The organism is Alistipes onderdonkii, from assembly GCF_025145285.1.
Classification (GTDB): domain Bacteria; phylum Bacteroidota; class Bacteroidia; order Bacteroidales; family Rikenellaceae; genus Alistipes; species Alistipes onderdonkii.
Map to the genome: position 1 here is coordinate 2,421,558 of NZ_CP102251.1, position 17,996 is coordinate 2,439,553.

At 60.2% G+C, this 17,996-nt stretch carries 19 protein-coding genes and 1 tRNA gene; all 20 read right to left on the minus strand.

The window, feature by feature from the left end:
* Positions 1-155: 155 nt before the first annotated feature.
* A complete protein-coding gene (locus tag NQ559_RS09845; protein WP_018694767.1) occupies positions 156-806 on the minus strand; it encodes an HAD family hydrolase in 651 nt (216 codons plus the stop codon).
* Positions 807-924: 118 nt separating this feature from the next.
* On the minus strand, positions 925-2,217 hold the full coding sequence (locus tag NQ559_RS09850) for an acetyl-CoA hydrolase/transferase family protein (RefSeq protein WP_018694768.1): 1,293 nt from the start codon (positions 2,215-2,217) through the stop codon (positions 925-927).
* A 4-nt stretch (positions 2,218-2,221) separates the two neighbouring features.
* Entirely contained in the window at positions 2,222-3,535 is a 1,314-nt protein-coding gene (locus NQ559_RS09855; protein ID WP_018694769.1) for an aminotransferase class I/II-fold pyridoxal phosphate-dependent enzyme, read from the minus strand.
* Positions 3,517-4,119 (minus strand): indolepyruvate oxidoreductase subunit beta, encoded by a 603-nt coding sequence (locus NQ559_RS09860; RefSeq protein ID WP_018694770.1) that lies wholly within the window; start codon positions 4,117-4,119, stop codon positions 3,517-3,519. The genes NQ559_RS09855 and NQ559_RS09860 overlap by 19 nt, the downstream gene beginning before the upstream one ends.
* Before the next feature lie 55 nt (positions 4,120-4,174).
* Entirely contained in the window at positions 4,175-5,776 is a 1,602-nt protein-coding gene (locus NQ559_RS09865; RefSeq protein ID WP_018694771.1) for a thiamine pyrophosphate-dependent enzyme, read from the minus strand.
* A gap of 228 nt (positions 5,777-6,004) precedes the next feature.
* On the minus strand, positions 6,005-6,358 hold the full coding sequence (locus NQ559_RS09870; protein ID WP_018694772.1) for a MarR family transcriptional regulator: 354 nt from the start codon (positions 6,356-6,358) through the stop codon (positions 6,005-6,007).
* Positions 6,342-6,545 carry a 4Fe-4S binding protein gene (locus tag NQ559_RS09875; RefSeq protein ID WP_018694773.1) on the minus strand — a complete coding sequence of 68 codons (204 nt, stop codon included), beginning with the start codon at positions 6,543-6,545 and terminating at the stop codon, positions 6,342-6,344. The genes NQ559_RS09870 and NQ559_RS09875 overlap by 17 nt, the downstream gene beginning before the upstream one ends.
* Positions 6,546-6,551: 6 nt before the next feature.
* Positions 6,552-7,010, minus strand: a complete 459-nt coding sequence (gene trxA / locus NQ559_RS09880; RefSeq protein ID WP_026318177.1) for a thioredoxin — start codon at positions 7,008-7,010, stop codon at positions 6,552-6,554.
* A gap of 194 nt (positions 7,011-7,204) precedes the next feature.
* Positions 7,205-7,969 carry a SinI family restriction endonuclease gene (locus tag NQ559_RS09885; RefSeq protein ID WP_018694775.1) on the minus strand — a complete coding sequence of 255 codons (765 nt, stop codon included), beginning with the start codon at positions 7,967-7,969 and terminating at the stop codon, positions 7,205-7,207.
* 305 nt (positions 7,970-8,274) lie between these two features.
* A tRNA-Arg gene (locus tag NQ559_RS09890) sits at positions 8,275-8,348 on the minus strand.
* Positions 8,349-8,479: 131 nt separating this feature from the next.
* Positions 8,480-9,529: a TlpA disulfide reductase family protein gene (locus NQ559_RS09895; RefSeq protein WP_018694776.1), complete on the minus strand. Its 1,050-nt coding sequence runs from the start codon at positions 9,527-9,529 to the stop codon at positions 8,480-8,482.
* 18 nt (positions 9,530-9,547) lie between these two features.
* Positions 9,548-10,165 (minus strand): crossover junction endodeoxyribonuclease RuvC, encoded by a 618-nt coding sequence (gene ruvC, locus NQ559_RS09900; protein ID WP_018694777.1) that lies wholly within the window; start codon positions 10,163-10,165, stop codon positions 9,548-9,550.
* A 284-nt stretch (positions 10,166-10,449) separates the two neighbouring features.
* Entirely contained in the window at positions 10,450-11,508 is a 1,059-nt protein-coding gene (locus tag NQ559_RS09905; protein WP_018694779.1) for a TlpA disulfide reductase family protein, read from the minus strand.
* Positions 11,509-11,581: 73 nt separating this feature from the next.
* Positions 11,582-12,637, minus strand: coding sequence for a TlpA disulfide reductase family protein (locus tag NQ559_RS09910; RefSeq protein ID WP_018694780.1), 1,056 nt, complete (start codon positions 12,635-12,637; stop codon positions 11,582-11,584).
* A 16-nt stretch (positions 12,638-12,653) separates the two neighbouring features.
* Complete coding sequence (lpxD, locus tag NQ559_RS09915) at positions 12,654-13,688, minus strand: UDP-3-O-(3-hydroxymyristoyl)glucosamine N-acyltransferase (protein ID WP_018694781.1); 1,035 nt, start codon at positions 13,686-13,688, stop codon at positions 12,654-12,656.
* A 4-nt stretch (positions 13,689-13,692) separates the two neighbouring features.
* A complete protein-coding gene (gene coaD / locus NQ559_RS09920) occupies positions 13,693-14,163 on the minus strand; it encodes a pantetheine-phosphate adenylyltransferase (protein ID WP_018694782.1) in 471 nt (156 codons plus the stop codon).
* A gap of 54 nt (positions 14,164-14,217) precedes the next feature.
* Complete coding sequence (locus NQ559_RS09925) at positions 14,218-14,811, minus strand: DUF6549 family protein (protein WP_018694783.1); 594 nt, start codon at positions 14,809-14,811, stop codon at positions 14,218-14,220.
* Positions 14,812-14,861: 50 nt separating this feature from the next.
* On the minus strand, positions 14,862-15,581 hold the full coding sequence (locus tag NQ559_RS09930; protein ID WP_018694784.1) for an aminotransferase class IV: 720 nt from the start codon (positions 15,579-15,581) through the stop codon (positions 14,862-14,864).
* A complete protein-coding gene (gene holA, locus NQ559_RS09935) occupies positions 15,581-16,651 on the minus strand; it encodes a DNA polymerase III subunit delta (RefSeq protein WP_018694785.1) in 1,071 nt (356 codons plus the stop codon). Before holA ends, NQ559_RS09930 begins: the two co-directional genes overlap by 1 nt.
* A 1-nt stretch (position 16,652) precedes the next feature.
* On the minus strand, positions 16,653-17,996 hold the full coding sequence (tilS, locus tag NQ559_RS09940; protein ID WP_018694786.1) for a tRNA lysidine(34) synthetase TilS: 1,344 nt from the start codon (positions 17,994-17,996) through the stop codon (positions 16,653-16,655).

Genomic DNA, 17,996 nt, shown 5'->3' on the forward strand with positions numbered 1-17,996 from the left:
CGGTGTCCGTATCCGTATGGCTTTTGGGATCGGTGTCCGTCTGCGTATCCGTCGCGCGTTTGGGGTCGGCGCCCGTATCCGGTTTCGTCGGGCTTTTGCCTTCGGCCTCCGTCTCTGTTACGTGTTTGGGGTCGACCTCCGGCTCCTGTCCGCGTCTATCCCAGAAGCAACTGCCGCAGGGCGGGAATATCTTCCGCAATAAATGCGGGTTTTGCGGTCTGAAGCTCTTCGCGGCTGCCGTAACCCCACAGTACGCCGATGGCGGCAAGCCCCGTTGCGGCTGCGCCTTCGACGTCATGGCGGCGGTCGCCGATCATCACGGCACGGGCGGGGTCGTCGATGCCCAGCGTGGCGAGTGCATGGCGGATTACGTCGGCCTTGGCGTCGCGCGAGCCGTCGGGCGTGCTGCCGCTGATAAGCGCGAAGTCGTCCGCGAACCCGAAATGCCGGGCAATCTGCTCCGCGAAACGGGTGGGTTTCGAGGTCGCCACGACCAGTGTCGCCCCGTGCGCCCGCAGGTCGCGTAACAACTCGGGGATCCCTTCGTAGAGCCTGTTCTCGAAAATCCCTTTCGGGGCGTAATATTCGCGGTATTTTTCGACGGCTACCTCGGCATCGGCGTCGCTCATGTCATAGAATTCGCGGAACGAATTGCGCAGCGGCGGCCCGATGAAGGGGCACAGCGCCGTGGGGTCGTCGGCCTCGATGCCGAAATGCCGCAGGGCGTACTGCACCGAACGGGTGATACCCGGCATCGGGTCGGTGAGCGTTCCGTCGAGGTCGAAAAAGAGGTATTTCCAGCGCATGGATCGTCGTTTTATATTATTCCGGACGAATCACGCTTTTTACGCTATTCCTTGCCGGCTTGCCGGGTGGAAAAATGCAGGATAAGCGTGTCGCCCTCTTCGAAGAGGCCGGGCGCCCCTATCTGAGCCTGAGGAACGAGTAGCCGAAGCGTTCGCAGGCGGCCTTTTCCAGCTTTTCGCGCACCGAGGGATGGGCGACGGCGATCAATGCCCGCGCCCGCTGGGCGAGGTTGCGGCCGCGCAGGTGCGCAACGCCGTATTCCGTTACGATGTGCTGTACCATGTGGCGGGTCGTCACGACGCCCGCGCCGGGCGTCAGCAGCGCCTTGATTTTCGATTCGCCCTTGAGAGTAGTCGACGGGATGGCGATGAAGGTTTTCCCGCCCTCCGACAGGGCTCCTCCGTACATGAAATCGTGCTGCCCGCCTACGCCGGAAATGATGCGCTCACCGACCGAGTCGGCGCAGACCTGCCCCGTGAGGTCGACCTCGACGGCCGAGTTGATCGCCATCACGCGCGGGTTCTCGCGGATGCGGAACGGGTCGTTCGTCCATGCCACATCCTTCATCACGAGGTCTTTGCGGTAGTCCATATAATCGTACAGCCGGCGCGATCCCAGCGCCAGCGAGGCGACCGTTACGCCGGGCATGACCCGTTTGAGCGAGTTGTCGATCACGCCGCTTTCGAGCAGCGGCAGCACGCCGTCGGTCATCGCCTCGGTATGCAGCCCGAGGTGTTTGTGGCCCGTGAGCGCGGCCAGCACGGCATTGGGGATTCCGCCCACGCCGATCTGCAATGTCGCTCCGTCGGGGATCAGTTCGGCGATGTGGTTGCCGATCCTGCGTTCGATGTCGGTGGGGGTTGCCGAGGGCACCTCGACCAGCGGGTCGTCGACCTCGACGGCCGCGGCGACGCGCGAGAGGTGGATCACGGCGTCGCCGTAGGAGAACGGCATGGCCGTGTTGACCTGTGCGATGATTGTCCTGGCGCATTCCACGGCCGAAACGGCCAGGTCGGCCGAGACGCCGAACGAGCAGTAGCCCTCCTCGTTGGGGCGTGAGAGGTTGAGGATTGCCACGTCGACGGGCAGCGTCCCGTCGCGGAACAGCCCCGGGATTTCGCCCAGGAAGGCCGGGATCGACTGTCCGTAGCCCTGGGCCAGCCAGCGGCGGATGTTATTGGCCACGAACAGGCTGTTGACCAGGAACGTATCCTTGTATTCGGGGCTGCAATAGGGGGCGTCTGCCCTCCCGACGGCGAATCCGGAGTAGAGCGTGACATCGGTGAGCTCGGCGGCGCGGTCGGTCATGGCGCGGACGAGCACTTCGGGGATCGAGGTGCTGCCCTGAATGTAGACGCTGCTGTGCGGGCGGATGAGCTTTACGGCTTCGGCGGCTGTCGTGAATCGCATAGGCTTATCGGTGGTTTTGCCCGAAGGCGGTTAGGCGTGTTTCGAGCAGTTCGAACTGCTCGGGGCGGTTCAGTTGCGAAACGCAGACCCGGATGCCCGGCTGGCGGCTGCCGGTCGATGTGAGCGATATGGCGCAGATGCCGTAGAGGAGCAGTTCGCTCAGCAGCTCCGCGCTGGAGAGACCGCCGTAGCCGACGGTGTAGAAGAATCCGTCGCTGACGGTTTCGTCCTGGTCTTTGTCGTAGACGATGCGGAAGCCGTGGCGCTGGAAGATCTCCTTGGTGAGGCGGGCGCGCCGGGCGTATTCCGAGGTTTCGCCCACGAAATCGAGGTGCCCGTCGGCCGCAGCGCGGAACATCGCCGCCAGGGCGTGCTGCGCCGAGTGGCTCGTGCCTGACGAGGCGGCATAGAGGAACGTCAGGACATAGGCGTCGCCCAGGCGCCCCATGCCGTAGCGCTGTTTGAGCGCGGGGTAGTGCCGCGGGTAGAGTTTGTCGGAGATGGCTGCGATGGCGATGCGCTGGCCGGCGTAGCTGAATATCTTCGAGCCGGAGATCATCAGGATGTAGTTGTCCGTGTACCTGGCCACGGTGGCCTGGTAGGGCGCTTCGAAGGGGCGTCCCAGGGGTTTGCGGAAGTCCATGCAAAGGTAGGCGAGGTCTTCGATGACGATGGCGTCGTATCGGGTAGCCAGCTCGCCGATCGTACGCAGCTCATCCTCGGTGAGGCATATCCACGCCGGATTGTTGGGGTTCGAATAGACGATGGCGGCGATGTTGCCCTGTGCGAGGTAGCTTTCCAGCTTCGGGCCCAGTTTTTCGGCGCGGTATTCATAGATGTCGAACGACGCGCTGGGGATATCGAGGATCTGCACCTGGTTGCGCTGCACGGGGAATCCGGGGTCGATGAAGAGGATCGTATCCTTCCCGGGCACGAGCTGCGAGCAGAGCAGGAAAGCCGTGAAACTGCCCTGCATCGACCCGACCGTCGGGATGCAGCCCTGCGGTGCGACCCCGACGTCGAGGAACGCGCGGATGAAACGCGAAGCCTGTTGTTTGAGTTCGGGGATGCCGAACATGTTGGGGTACTGCGATGCCACGCCTGATTGCAGAGCCCGGCATTCGGCTTCGACCCCCGCCTTTTCGGGCGGAAGCCCCGGCACACCCATTTCGAGGTGCAGGAATTCCATCCCCGTCTGTGTTTCCATGATGCGGGCTATGTCGCCCGACTGGCGGATCGTCGCTTGGGCGATGTCCGCAATGTCCATGCGCTCCAGCGCGGAGTCGAGCACGGAGCGGTCTATCGGCAGCCTTCCCATTGTGCGGTCTGTTTTTGTGCGTATGCGTAGCCTGCGCGGAATGCCGCGAGGTTCGTGTCGACGATGGCGTCGCCCTTGCGGGCGAAAATGGCGCGTATGCCCGCTTCGAGTTTTTCGGGTGCGATGCCCAGGAACGGTGCTGCGGCGCCCAGCAGCACGATGTTGGCGGCACGGGGCGATGCGGCCTGGCGGGCGATGGCATCCACGTCGAGTGCCACGCTGTGCGGCAGGGAGGCTATCTCCCGCCCGAGCGTATCGGCATCGGGATAGTCGGGGATGTTGACCAGCGGGGCGGTGTTGGTGATGACCCAGCCCCCGGTCGAAAGCCACGGCAGGTAGCGGAGTGCTTCCATCGGTTCGAGCGAGATGATCAGGTCGGCGGCACCCCGCGGAATGAGGTCGGAGGCGATTTCATCTGACGAGATGCGCAGGTTCGACTGCACGTCGCCGCCCCGCTGGCTCATGCCGTGGACTTCGGCCTGCTTGATGTGCAGCCCCTGGTCGAGGGCAGCCCTGCCGATGACGGTGGCGATCGAGAGGATGCCTTGTCCCCCTACGCCCGAGAGTATGATGTCGCGTTTCATGGTTTGCCTGTTTTTAGGGTTTTGCCGCCGGGCGGTCGCCGCGACGGGCGTGTCGCTATTGTTTCTGTTTGGTTGCGTTGTGCCGTTTGGCGGTCTGTATGCATTCGCGGCGGGGGATGATGACCGAGACGCCGTCGAAGGCGATCTCTTCGCGGAGCATGGCCTTCATCTCTTCGCGGGTTCGGGGCAGCGGCACTACGACGCGGATGTGGGCGGGGGCGACGCCCAGGCCGGCGCATATCTGTTCGAGGCGTCCCGTGCCGGCCGAATCCTGGCCTCCGGTCATGCCTGTGGTGAGGTTGTCCGAAATGACGACCGTGATGTTCGTCCCCTCGTTCACGGCGTCCAGCAGCCCGGTCATCCCCGAGTGGGTGAAGGTCGAGTCGCCGATGACGGCCAGGGCGGGGTGCTGTCCGGCGTCGGCTGCGCCTTTGGCCATCGTGATCGAGGCGCCCATGTCGACGCAGGTGTCGATGGCATGGAACGGCGAGAGCCACCCCAGCGTGTAGCAGCCGATGTCGCTGAATACCTTGGCATTTTCATATTCGCCTGCTACCTCCGTCAGTGCCGTATACATGTCGCGGTGGCCGCAACCCTGGCACAATGCGGGCGGACGGGGGACGACGATGCCGCTGGCGGCGAGGGGCGCGTGCGGGGTGAGCCCCAGGGCCGTGCGTACGCTGTCCGGAGTCAGTTCCCCGGTGCGGGGCAGTTCGCCCGACATGCGGCCACGGATCTCAATGGGCGCAGGCAGGATGCCGCGCAGGGCTTCTTCGACGACGGGTTGTCCCTCCTCGATGATGAGCAGCGCCTTGCATTCCGACGCCATGCGGCGCACGAGTTCCTGCGGAAGCGGGTATTGCGATATTTTGAGCACCGGGTGCGGGCATCCGTCGGGGTAGTTCTCCATGAGGTAGTTGTAGGCAATGCCGCAGGCGATGATGCCCAGCGATTTATCTTCAGCGTCGGCGTAACGGTTGAAGCGGCTTGCAGCCGCCTCCTCTTCGAAGCGGGCATAGTCGGCGAGCAATGCCTCGTATCTTACGCGCGAATTGCCCGGCATCAGCACCCATTGGCGCGTCCGGGCGGGATAGGCGAGGCTGTTCTCGGGGCGTGCCTCGCGCGGTTCGACCATGGCGCGCGAGTGCGCCATGCGGGTCGTAAGGCGCATCAGTACGGGGATGCGGTATTTTTCCGAGAAATCGAACGCGGCCTGCACCATCTCGTAGGCCTCCTGCTGCGTGGAGGGCTCGAACGTCGGGACGAGTGCGAACTTGCCGTAGAAGCGTGAATCCTGCTCGTTCTGCGACGAGTGCATCGAGGGGTCGTCGGCCGCCACGACGACCAGTCCGCCGTTGGCTCCCGTCATCGCCGAGTTGACGAAGGCGTCGGCGGCGACGTTCATGCCCACATGTTTCATGCACACCAAGGCGCGCTTTCCGGCGAACGACATGCCCAGCGCCTCCTCCATCGCCGTCTTCTCATTGGCCGACCATGTGCAGTGGATGCCTCGTTCGGCGGTGAGCGGATGTCCTTGTATATATTCGGTGATTTCGGTCGAAGGCGTGCCCGGATAGGCATAGACACCCGACAATCCTGCGTGGAGCGCCCCCAGTGCGAGGGCTTCGTCTCCGAGTAATAATTCCCGTTTTGCCATGAGGTCGTGCAGTTATGCTGTTTTCACAAATTTAAGGAATTTTTAATTAAAAATTCACTTTTAATGATAAAAAATCACATAAAACGGTATTTAATATTTAAAATATTATATAAATAAGTGTTTTTGGAAAAAATTGTAATATGGCATCCGTTCCATACAATGACGACTGGCAGGAACGGGTATAAAAAAGCAGCCGATCCCGAAAGACCGGCTGCCCCGTTTGCGTCATTATTCCCCGAATAGTGTTTTCAGTAATTCGGGCGTTTTGATTTCTTCACAATTTATGCTTCCCAGGAGCCCGCGGCCCTTTTCGGTCAGCGAAAAGTACATCTGCCGCTTATCGTTCGTACCCAACTCCCGGTTTACGTAGCCTTTCCCTTCGACCGAGCGGAGCACCTTCGAGGTGTTCGACGGAGTAAGCCCCAGCATTTCGCCCAGCTCCCCGCAGGAGAGACGTCCGGCTTTCGAAAGGCTGCATAAGGCCATGCCTTCGTTCAGGCAGATCCCGTGCGAGCGTTCGAGTGCCGCTTCGAACCGGTTGACGGCCCGTTGCAGCTCGCGGATCCTACACAGTTTTTCCATTGTCTGCCGGTTTGCGTATGGCCTGTTTGCCGCAGTGCCCGATACATTTGCCGCATTCGATACATTTCTCCGGGTCGATTGCCGGAAGCCCGAACCCCGATTGGGTGATCGCCCCGACGGGACAGACCAAAAGCAGCGGGCACCGGTGGTTCTGCGGGCAGCGGAGATTGTCTACGGTGAGTGCCATGCCTGTTTACTTGTTGAGCAGTACCTGGTCGATGGCTTCCTTGAGCGACGCCTTGGGTAGGGCACCCTGTGCGATCTGGGGCTTGCCGCTGGTGGGGATGAAAAGCAGCGTCGGGATCGAGCGGATGCCAAATGCGGCGGCGAGCTCCTGCTCCTCTTCGGTATTCACCTTGTAGATGTAGATGCTGTCGCCGTACTCGGCAGCCAGCTCTTCCAGAACCGGGGCAAGCGCCTTGCAGGGGCCGCACCATGATGCGTAGAAGTCGATGAGCGCCGGTTTGTCGCCGAGGTACTTCCACTCGGTAGGGTTCGTTTCGTAATTTGCGACTTTGGTCAGGAAATCCGCCTTGGTCAGTGCGATCGTTTTCATGGTATTCTCTTTTTTAGTGTTGTTTTCCTTGTTGCTGCCGTTTGCGCAGGCTGCCAGGCCGAGCATGCACATCGTGGTCAATAATAGTTTTTTCATGGGCTTTATCCGTTTTTATCGTTCTTCTGTATCAATAACGATGCAAAGATATGAATTATTTTCCATCAAAACAAATTTCCTATGGAAAATAACAAGTCGGATAGAAAATGAATTATTAAAATGCCGGGAGCGCGATAGTCGTCATAAAAACAATCGAACCGATTCGGAATGGAAGGTTCGATTGTTTTTGGGAATTACAACAGCTCCATCTGAACATCTTCGATATGGCACTTTTCGGGGGTGTAGATGCAGCCGGGATTCTCTCGGATCGTCCGGGTAATGAAATCCCTGAATTCTCGTTCAGAATTTTCTTCGCTGAATATGTCCCTGCCGATTATTTCGTTTAGGGCGACCCAGTTGAATTTATTGGCTTTATTGGAAAATCTTCGAAACCATTTTCTTATTTCTGTTCCGTTCCGCACGCGGATGCTGGAGCTGTTTTCCGAATTGCTGCTTGTCTTCACCTGGAGTAAAGAGCCGTCTTCCTTGCAAAAGTCGACCGCGTCTATGGTGCTTCCCCAGCAGCAATACCAACCATACGGGTGTAAAATTGTCGCCAGATATTCTTCGAGCAGATTGCCGACCATCCCCTCGATTGTCATCATGATGGAGTGCCCTTTTTCAAGTGTATCTGCGAAATTGTCGTCGATATCTTCTCTTCGGGTTCGGAGAATTAATTTTACGGCAGGATCCGGTTTTGTTTGGGATTTTTTGCCCTGCCGTTTGGACGGCCTGCCATTGTATCCTGATAGATATCGTGCAACCCACTTCTTGACATATTCTTTGAGGGGGATGGGCTCGTTCTGGTTAAATTTCAATGCCGGTAGATTGCGTATATCTCTAAATGCCACACTCAGAACGACTCCTAATTCTTTCGTGTAAGCGTCTTTTGCAAAAGTTTTCGCAAGCGAGATCGCTTTTTTTACCGAAAAATCATCGAAATTAGTGGTTTCTTTCATTGGGGGATGTTTTTCTGATAAAGTTAATGATTATTTGTTTCATAAATAGCGGTATCACCGGCTTTTCTTTTTTTTCTGGGTGAAAAGGCATAAAATCCGGCAGGTTTATTCACTGTCCGGCACATTATTATGTTTAACCGATACAATCGGTTTGCACCTTGGTTTACATAAACGGTGAGAACCGAGGAAAAACAGGCTTGAAACGAGACACGGAAAAACTACCTGCATTGCCGAAAGAGTTTGGTTTCAGCGATGTAACTCGCTAAAAAACAATAGAGGGAGCAACTTTCTTTGCTCCCTCTTCGTGACACCGACAGGACTCAAACCTGTAACCTTCTGATCCGTAGTCAGATGCTCTATTCAATTAAGCTACGGTGCCGAATTGCAGGTGCAAATATAGGGTGAAAATCCTAAACACGCAAATTATTCCGTAAATATTTTAATAAAAAGATGGCCCGTTTTGTGTCGGAAACATACACCGGTCGGATTATCAGAGGGTTGTTGCCACGGCTATTCCAGCATTTCGGCGAGTTTCTTCGAAAGCTCCCCGCCGCGCAGGTTCTTCGCTACGATGATGCCGTCGGGCGAGATCAGGAAGTTCGCGGGGATCGACGTGATCCCGTAGGCTGCGGCCGCCGTGCTCTGTTTGTCCGCGTCGATGCCCAGGACATTGATCCACGGCATGTCGTTATCCGATGTGAACGACCGCCATTTCGTCTCGTCGTTGTCGAGCGAGACGCAGTAAATTTCGAGCCCTTTGGCTTTGTAGGCGGCGTATGCCTCGCGCAGGTGGGGGATCTCGCGGCAGCAGGGGGTGCACCAGGTCGCCCAGAAGTCGAGCAGAACCCAGTTCGCCTTTCCCGCAACGGATGACAGCGGGATAGCGGCACCTTCGGCGTCGCACAGGGCGAGGTCGGTGTACGGCTGGCCGATAGCTGTCTTTTCGACTGCTTCAATCCGCGCGAGCACTCCTCTCAGGATCGGATGTGCCTGCATCTCGGGGGAGAACTCCGCAAGGCGCTCCCGGACACCGGCGGGGGTGCCGGACGATTGGAATTGCTGGAACAGATATGCACCCAGCAGGTTGTCGTTGTTGGCCCTGACGGCTGTTGAAATCACCTCATTGCGTTCCGATGCGATAGTCCGGATCGTTTCCGGGTTTCCGCCCGATAGCTTTTCGTCCCGGAGGCGGGCGTCGAGCGCCGCACAAGACCGGTAAACCGAGTCCGCCCGGTCGTTGAGCCGGGTGCCCGTGACCCGGTAGCCGGAGCCGTTTCTGGGTTCGATCCGGATGGTGCCCGCTTCGAGGAAGAGCATGGCCGGTTCTACCGTGGCATAGCGGTCGGACAGGGATGCCAGTTCGGGTGCTGCAATGCGTCCTTTCAGCGTAAAGGTCGTATCTGCATCCATGACTCCGGCTGCAAGCACCGTATTGCCGCTGCCCAGCAGATATACCGAGTCGCCCGGTGCGAGGCCGTAACGCCCGGTGACGGTGTAATGAGGGCCACCGCAGCCGGATAGGAGTGCCGTGGCGATAAAAATGGCAGAGATTCTTTTCATGCTATGGGTCTGTGAGGTTTATTTGAGCTCCCGGTCGGGATGGTCTTTCAGAAATTTCTCCCAACTCTGGGAGCCGCGTTTCGAAGCTGCTTTTTTGCCGCCGCCCAGCCCTTTTACGCGCTCGTCACCCAGGGCCGTGTTGAGCGGGCTGGCCGTTGTGAAGTGGTGGCACAAGGCTACGGCCATGCCGTCCGTGGCATCGAGCCGTCTGGGGGGCTGATCTATCGAGAGGATGCGGCAGACGATGGCTGCGACCTGTTCCTTGGCGGCGGAACCGCGCCCCGTGATGCTCTGCTTGATGCGCATCGGGGCGTATTCCGAAACGGCGAGGCCGCGGCTCAGCGCAGCCGCCATGGCCACGCCCTGTGCCCTCCCGAGTTTGAGCATCGACTGCACGTTTTCGCCGAAGAAAGGCGATTCCAACGCCACTTCGCGCGGGGCGTACTGGTCGATCAGCGCTCCGACCCGCTCGAAGATATAACGTAGCTTGGCATAGGGATCGGTCAGTTTGTGCAGGTCGATGTCGCCCAGTACGACCGAACGGACGTTGCGCCCCTCGATTTCCAACACCCCGTACCCCATGTAATTGGTGCCGGGGTCGATGCCCATGATGCGGTATGTCTCCTGATGTTGCATTTTTTTAAGCAGGTTGTTATCCCTTCGTTATTCGGAATAAAGACAGGCGCTTCTTCCGATATTTCAATATGTGGGACGCCTCGCCGCAGCGGATGAAGATCCGGTAGTCGGAAGCATCCCGAATTTGCGTGCTGGAATATATTTCCGGCATTGCATGGTGTTCGGGTCGAGGGATGCCCGTAAGGCCGTGTTCGTGTTTTCGGGCAGGGCCGTTTCGGCTTTTTGCAAAGAACCGTTCCGGTGGCCCTGAGCGGAGGCGGACGGGTATCCCCGCGCAGGACGGATTACTCGGCGAGCAATTCGGCGACTTTGCTGCAAAGGTCTTCGCCGCGCAGGTTCTTGGCGACGATCCGGCCCTGGGCGTCGATCAGGAAATTCGACGGGATGCTTTGCACGGCATAGTCTTTCGCCGCGAGGTTGTCGAAGCCGTTGAGGTCGCTGACCTGCACCCAGCCCATGCCGTGCTCGCGGATGGCGCCGAGCCATTTGTCGTTGTCGTTGTCCAGCGATACGCCGTATATTTCGAAGCCCCGGCCGTGGAACTTGTCGTAAGCCTGCTTCAGATGGGGAACCTCCTCCATGCAGGGGCCGCACCACGATGCCCAGAAGTCCACGAGCGTGTATTTGTTGGCCGGGTTGTCGATCACCGAGGTCAGGGTGACGATCTGCCCGTCGGCATCGCCCTGCATGATGTTCATGTAGGGCTGGCCGATGTCGGTCTTGAGACGTTGCGCCGCAACCGTCCTGAGCGCGGACAACTCCCGGGACTTTTGCATCCCTGGCGAAAATTCGGCGATCCGGTCGAGCAGCTCCTGTCCCGAAAGCGTGGGGGCCATCCCTTCCAGGGCTATGATTCCGAACGCATTGTCGCGGTTGGCATCCGCCGTTTTGCGGGGGAGCCCGCCCAGTTCGTCTTCGATCTCCCGGCGACGTTCATCGGAGGTGCCTTCCCGGTGGTATTCATTCATCAGCGCCATGGCCGACGCCCAGAAAGCGGCGCTTGCATCGTTTGCCGGGGTGCCCGTCACACGGGTCGACCCGGCCGGGGCATCGGGGTTGTCCTCGATCGAAACCGTCCCCGGTTCGGGGAAGAACATCGTCCCGAACCGCTGCACCTCCCCTTCGCGCGAATCGGTGACGGTGCGCCGGGCGGTGATGTCCGCCGGGCCTTCGAAGCGGAACTTGCCGCCTTCGACGACGGCCGAGTCGATCAGGCTGTCGCCCTCGAACATGTAGACGGTGCCTTCGAGCCCGGCGATGTGGCCTTCGACGACGTATTTGGATCCGGTGCCGCAACCGCATAACAGGACTGCGGCCGATGCGAAAAGGAGTGTTTTTTTCATAGGACGGGGTGGTTTTATCGAAAAGCCCCTCCGGGGCATTTGCGGCTCGGAGGGGCTTTTTATTCGCGGCGGGCTACTTTCCGAGGAGCTCCTCCACTTTCTTGTAGAGGTCTTCGCCGCGCAGGTTCTTGGCGACGATCACGCCCTGGGCGTCGATCAGGAAATTCGACGGGATGCCCTGTACCGCATAGTCTTTGGCAGCTTGGTTGTCAAACTGTTGCAGCTCGCTGACATGAATCCAGTCCATGCCGTTGTCCTTGACGGCAGCGAGCCACTTGTCGCGGTCGCGGTCGAACGAGACACCGTAGATTTCGAAGCCTTTTTTGTGGAACTTGTCGTAGGTCTCCTTCAGGTGGGGAACCTCACCCATGCAGGGGCCGCACCACGAAGCCCAGAAGTCCACGAGCGTGTACTTGTTGGCCGGATTGTCGATCACCGACTTGAGCGATACGGGCTGCCCCTCGGCATTGTTCTGCACGATGTCGATGTAGGGCTGGCCGACGTCGGTCTTGAGCTTCTGTTCGGCCGAGGCCTTCAGGTCGGTCAGTTCCTTGGTCTGCTGCATCTCGGGCGAGAACTTGGCGATTTCGTCCAGGGTTTCCTGTCCCGAAAGCTCGTAGGCCCGGTTGGGCATCAGCGCCACGCCGAAGAAATTGTCGCGGTTGTTGTCGATCGTCGAAAGCGTCAGTTGTTCGAACTCCTTTTCGATGGCCTCGCGGCGCTCGTCGGTCGTAGCCTGGTCGCGGTATTCCTTGATCAGGGCACGGCTGGCTGCCGAATAGGCGTCGCTGGCGTCGTTGGCCGGCGTGCCGGTGGTATGGCGAACCTGCGGATCCTCGGCGTCGCTCTTGATCGAGATGTTGCCCGGTTCGAGGATGAACTGCATGGCGAAAGCCTGCGGGCGTCCCTCGCGCGAGTCGAGCAGGTAGTGTACGCCCGGCGTTTGGGCGTTGCCCCTGAACTGGAACTTGCCTGCCTTGACGGCTGCCGAGTCGATCAGGCTGTCGCCCTGGTACAGGTAGACCGTTCCTTCGAGCCCGGCGATATCGCCGTCGATGATGTACTTGGGCTGGTTACTGCAACTGCACAGCACGGCTGCGGCTGTTGCGAAAAGGAATAAGTTTTTCATAATGCGAAGATGTTGGTTATTTTTTTGATGCTGCGAGTTGCTTCTCCAGCTCGTTCACGCGTTTTTCGAGTTCGGGCAGCCGTTTGAAAACCGTCGCCGAACGGTGGTACTGCATGCCGGGCAGCGCCGGGTAGCCGAAGCGGATCTCGCCGTCGGGCACGTCCTTGTCCAGGCCGCTCTTCGAGCCGATCTTCACATTGTTGCCGACGTTGACATGGTCGGCGATGCCCACCTGCCCCGCGAGGAAGCAGTTGCTGCCCACCTTCGAGGTGCCTGCGATGCCGGTCTGTGCCGACGAGACGGTGTTCTCGCCGACCTGCACGTTGTGGCCGATCTGGATCAGGTTGTCCAGTTTCACGCCCCGGCGGATGACCGTCGAGTCGGTTTTGGCGCGGTCGATGCAGGTATTGGCGCCGATCTCCACGTCGTCTTCGATCACGACGTTGCCCAGCTGGGGTATCTTGTCGAACCCGCCTGCGGCATTGGGCATGAATCCGAATCCGTCGGCGCCGATCACGGCGCCCGCGTGCAGGATGCAGTTGCGTCCGATGCAACAGCCTTCGTAGACCTTGACCCCCGGATAGAGGATCGTGCCTTCTCCCACACTTACGCCCGTTCCGAGGTATACCTGCGGATAAATCTGGCATCCGTTGCCGATCTTCACGCCGGCTTCGACGACCGCGAAGTCGCCGATGTAGCACCCTTCGCCCACCTGGGCTTCGGCGCAGACCGAGGCCAGCGGGCTTATGCCGCTGCGGCGGGGTTTTGCGGCATTGTACATTTCGAGCAGCTTCAGGACGCAGGCGCCTGCGTCGTCGACCTTGATGAGCGTGGCCGAAAGCGGCTGTGAGGGCTCGAACGTGCGGTTGACCAGCACGACCGACGCTCCGGTAGTATAAATACAGGCTTCGTATTTGGGGTTGGTAAGGTAGCTGAGCGAGCCGGCCCTGCCTTCCTCGATCGAAGATACGGTGTGTACTTTCGCCTCCTTGTCGCCGACGATTTCACCGCCCAGGAACCCGGCGATCATTTCGGCTGTGAATTCCATCATAAAATTACAGGTATTTGTTAATATCTACTCCCACGGGCATGAACTCTTCCACCGAACGGCCGAACGAAAGCACTTCGCGCACCGTCGACGACGAAATGTCGGCCACGGGCGCCGGGGTGAACAACATCACGGTCGTGATGTCGGGGTAGATCCGGTGGTTGGTGGCCTCCATCGTGCGTTCGTATTCGAAGTCGGTTGTGTTCCGCACGCCGCGGATAATGGCGCAGGCCCCCATCTCCTCGGCGAATTCGCCCGTGAGCCCCGTGTAAATCCGGGCTTCGACACGTGCATTCCCGGCATAGAGGTCGTCGATCAGCCGTTTGCGGTTGACGACGGTCAGCAATCCCTGTTTCGAGGTGTTGTTGCCGATGCCGATGACTACGCGGTCGAAGAGGTTCAGGGCCTCGTCGACCAGTGCCGCATGGCCGCGGGTGAACGGGTCGAACGACCCGGGGAAAATAGCAGACCTTTCCATATCGGACAAAGGTAATAATATTTGGGAATACCGGGTTAAAAAATGCGAATTAATTTACCGTTCGAACTTTACATAGTCCGAATAGACGATCCGCGTATGCGGATTCGACGATACGATCTCCTGGCGCAGGGCCTTCGTGCCCCAGCGGATGAAGAGGAATCGCCGCGGGACGCGGTGCACGACCTGCCGCAGGGTGTCGGTGCTCTCCACGCGGCAGGCGACCGAGTCGGTGCGGATACGCCCTTCGACCGTAACCCAGGCATCGCGCCAGCGGAATAGTTTCAGGGTATCGCGGATTCGGAGCGTGTCCCGGCGGAGCAGGACGACGGTGTCGCGGACGGGCGCGCGCAGGTCGACGCTCGTGGCGGTGACTGTTTTGGCGGCGGCTTCCAGCCTCCGGAGCTTGATGCCGAGCCGGCGGATGGAGGCGGCATCCTCGGCGCGGAGGCGTTCGAATTCGGCACAGCGCAGACGCAATGCCTGCACCGAGGCGGCCTCTTGTCCCAGCCGGGTGCGGTAGTGTTCGATGCCGGAGGCCAGGGCATCCTGGTTCTGGGTGAGGCGGCGGGTTTCGTGGCGGTAACGGGCATAGCCGTATGCCAGCAGCGCCGTTGTGAGGACGGCGTAAAGGAAAAGGTATTTTTTCATGGTTTCCGGGTTTTGCGGCGAAGATAGCGTGTGCCGTCCCGGGAGGGTTTCTACATATTCGGAAACAGCCCGCGGAGCGCCCCGGCAATGCGTTCGGCGAAGATGGCCATGTAGGGCTGCCCGTCGCAGCGGGAAAGGGCGGTGACGCCCCGGTGGTCGATGAAGAAAAGTTCGTCCATGCGCGGCAGGTCGTCGCGCCCGACGGGCGCTTCGGCCAGTTCCAGCCCGGCGGCGCGGATGCTCCTGACTGCAAGGCTGCGCCCGATGCTCGCTTCGCCCGGCGGGGCGTAGACCCGCCTGCCCCGGATGGCGAACAGCGCCGCTTCGTCGGCCGCCATGAGAGTCCCGTTGCGGTCGCAGCGTACGGCGACGCTCGCACCCTGCAACCCGGCGTATTGCCGTGCCAGCTCTACGGCGGCCTCGCGTGCCGAGGTGGGGGCGTCGAACAGCGGCGGTTCGTATTGCAGCGTCACGGCTTCGGGCATCAGGCTGCGCAGGTCGTAGCCGCGGTAGAGCGAAACGCCTTCGAATTCCAGCCGCAGGGAGCCCGATGCCGGCAGGACGAGCCGCACGAATTTCGAACGGTCGCTGCCGGGGGCTTCCCGTCCGGCCACCGCCGCGATGGCCGTCCCGACCTCCCGGGCGTCCTGTGGCCCCGGGCACCCGAAGAGCGTGCGCGACCAGCGGTCGAGTACGGCCAGGTGTTCCCGCAGGCAGAGGGACTCCCCGTCGAGGACATGTACGGTCTGGTATAGGTAGACTTCCCGCATCAGAGCATGAAGATTTTGAGCAGCAGTTCGCGCAGCAGTTCGCCGTCCGATGCACCCCCGGCGTTCATGCCCTTGCTCTTGGCGTCGTATTCGCGCAGCAGGCCGAGGATGTTGAATACCTTGCGGTTGTCCCAGTTGGCGGCGTTCTGCTTGATCTCGCCGATGACGTAGACGTTGCTCTTCTTGAGGATGCGCATCAGCTCCGTGTCGGGCGGGAATGCGACCCCCTTGTGCCGCGAGAGCCAGCGGAGGTAGTTCACGACGAAGAGCTCCTTGAACTGCCCGAAAAGCGCCAGTACGGTGACCAGCAGCGGGTTGTCCTTGGGGTTGCGGGCGAAATGCTCCGCGATCGTCAGTGCCCGCGCCATGTCCCGGGTCGCCACGGCCTTGCACAGCTCGAAGTTGTTGTAGTCCTTCGAGATGCCGATGTTGGCCTCGATGTCGGCGTCGGTGATGCGCTTCGTGCCTTCGGGCAGCGAGACGACCAGTTTGCCCAGCTCGTTCGAGATTTTCGAAATGTCGGTGCCCAGGTGGTCGGTCAGCATCGACAGCGCCTTCGTGTCGATCGCCAACCCTTTCCCGGCGATGAATCGCTGGAGCCACGAGGCGATCTCGTAGTCGCGCGGACGCATCGACTCGAGCACCGCGCCGTTGGCGGCGCAACCCTTGTAGAAGGCCGAACGCCTGTCGGCGTTTTTCTCCTTGTGGCAGATTACGAGGATCGTCGTCGGCGACGGCTTCTGGGTGTAGAGCGAGAGCTTGTCCAGCCCGCGCAGCTGCTGCGCCTCCTTGAGGATGACGACCTGGTAGGATCCCATCATCGGCATCTGGCGGCAGAGGTTGATGACCTGCCCCGCCTCGGAGTCCCTGCCGTAGACGGTGAGCTGGTTGAAAGCCCGTTCGGCTTCGCCCAGCACGGTCGTGGCTATCTGCTCGGCGATGGCGTCGATGAAGTAGCTCTCTTCGCCCATGAGCAGGTAGATGGGGACGAACCGCCGTGCGGCGATCTGGCCGGCGAGTTGTTCGTATGCGGCGACGGAATCCTTGAATTTCAGTACGCTTTTAGCCATGTCAGACGATTTCTTTGGTGATACGCAGCACGTTCTCCGTGTCGGGCGTCAGGCGGTAGCGGTCGTCGATGCGGCGGCCGACGAGCCATACGATCTCGCCGCCCGACAGCAGTACGAACTGCCGCTGTTTTTCGGCCATCGAGACCTTGGCGTCGATCAAAAAATCGCTCACTTTCTTGCGCCCCGTCATGCCGAACGGCACGAAGGAGTCGCCTTCGCGCCAGCGGCGCAGCGTGAGCGGAAATTGTAAGCGGTCGGCATCGACCTGGGCGATATGCTCCGGTACGCCGAAATTCTTGATCGTGTCGATGTCCGTATATTCGAAGTAGAGCACCGAATTGCCGCAGTAGCTCCGCTGTGCGCCCCTTTCCACCTGCGTCATGCAGGCGTCGTCGGGGGTGATCGGCGCCACGACGATGGTGCCGCGGTCGACGTAGGCCACCCGTTCGCGCGAATAAAAGCGTCGCCCCGTCATGTCGTGCCGGAGCGAATGGCAGAGCGAGTCGACGACGTCGCCCTTGAACCCGTAGGCCGAACTCAGCAACTCGTAAATCACGAACTCCTGCGGGAATGCTGGGTCGATGCGGTCGAGGTGGATCGTGTCGAACCCGTCCGCCGAAGTCACCGCCTCGCCGCGGATACGTTCGATGCCGTGGTTGATGAATAGCTGGGCATCGGTCAGGCGTGCCAGGTTGCGGCTCATGAGGCTCGTGAACTTGGGGTTGATCTCCCGGATGCGGGGGATCAGTCCGAGCCGGATCTTGTTGCGCAGGTATTTGGTCGAGCGGTTCGACGAATCCTCGCGGAACGGGATGCGGTTGGCTACGGCATATTCGAGGATCTCCTTGCGCGAAGCGAACATCAGCGGACGGATGATCCTGCCCACCTGCGTCGAGATGCCCGTCAGCCCGCGCAGCCCCGTGCCGCGCAGCAGGTTGATGAAGAACGTCTCGATCGAGTCGTCGGCATGGTGGGCGATCGCCACGGCCGTGTAGCCCTGCCCGCGGCTCAGGGTGTCGAACCACGCATAGCGCAGGCGTCGTGCCGCCATTTCCATCGACTCGCCCGTGCGCTCCATTTCGGCCGTGGTTTCGAACCGCTTGTTGTAAAACTCCACGCCGTACTTCTTCGCTTCCTCTTCCACCAGCACCTCGTCCTCTTCGCTCTCGGCGCCCCGCAGCTGGAAATTGCAGTGCGCCACGCCCACCGAATAGCCGCTGCGGGTGAAAAGCGACAGCATGACCATCGAATCCACGCCCCCCGAAACGGTCAGCAGGATGCGGTCGTCGTGCGTCGCCAGGTCATTCTCGGCGACATACCTCTGGAAAGCCTCTAAAAGTGCCAT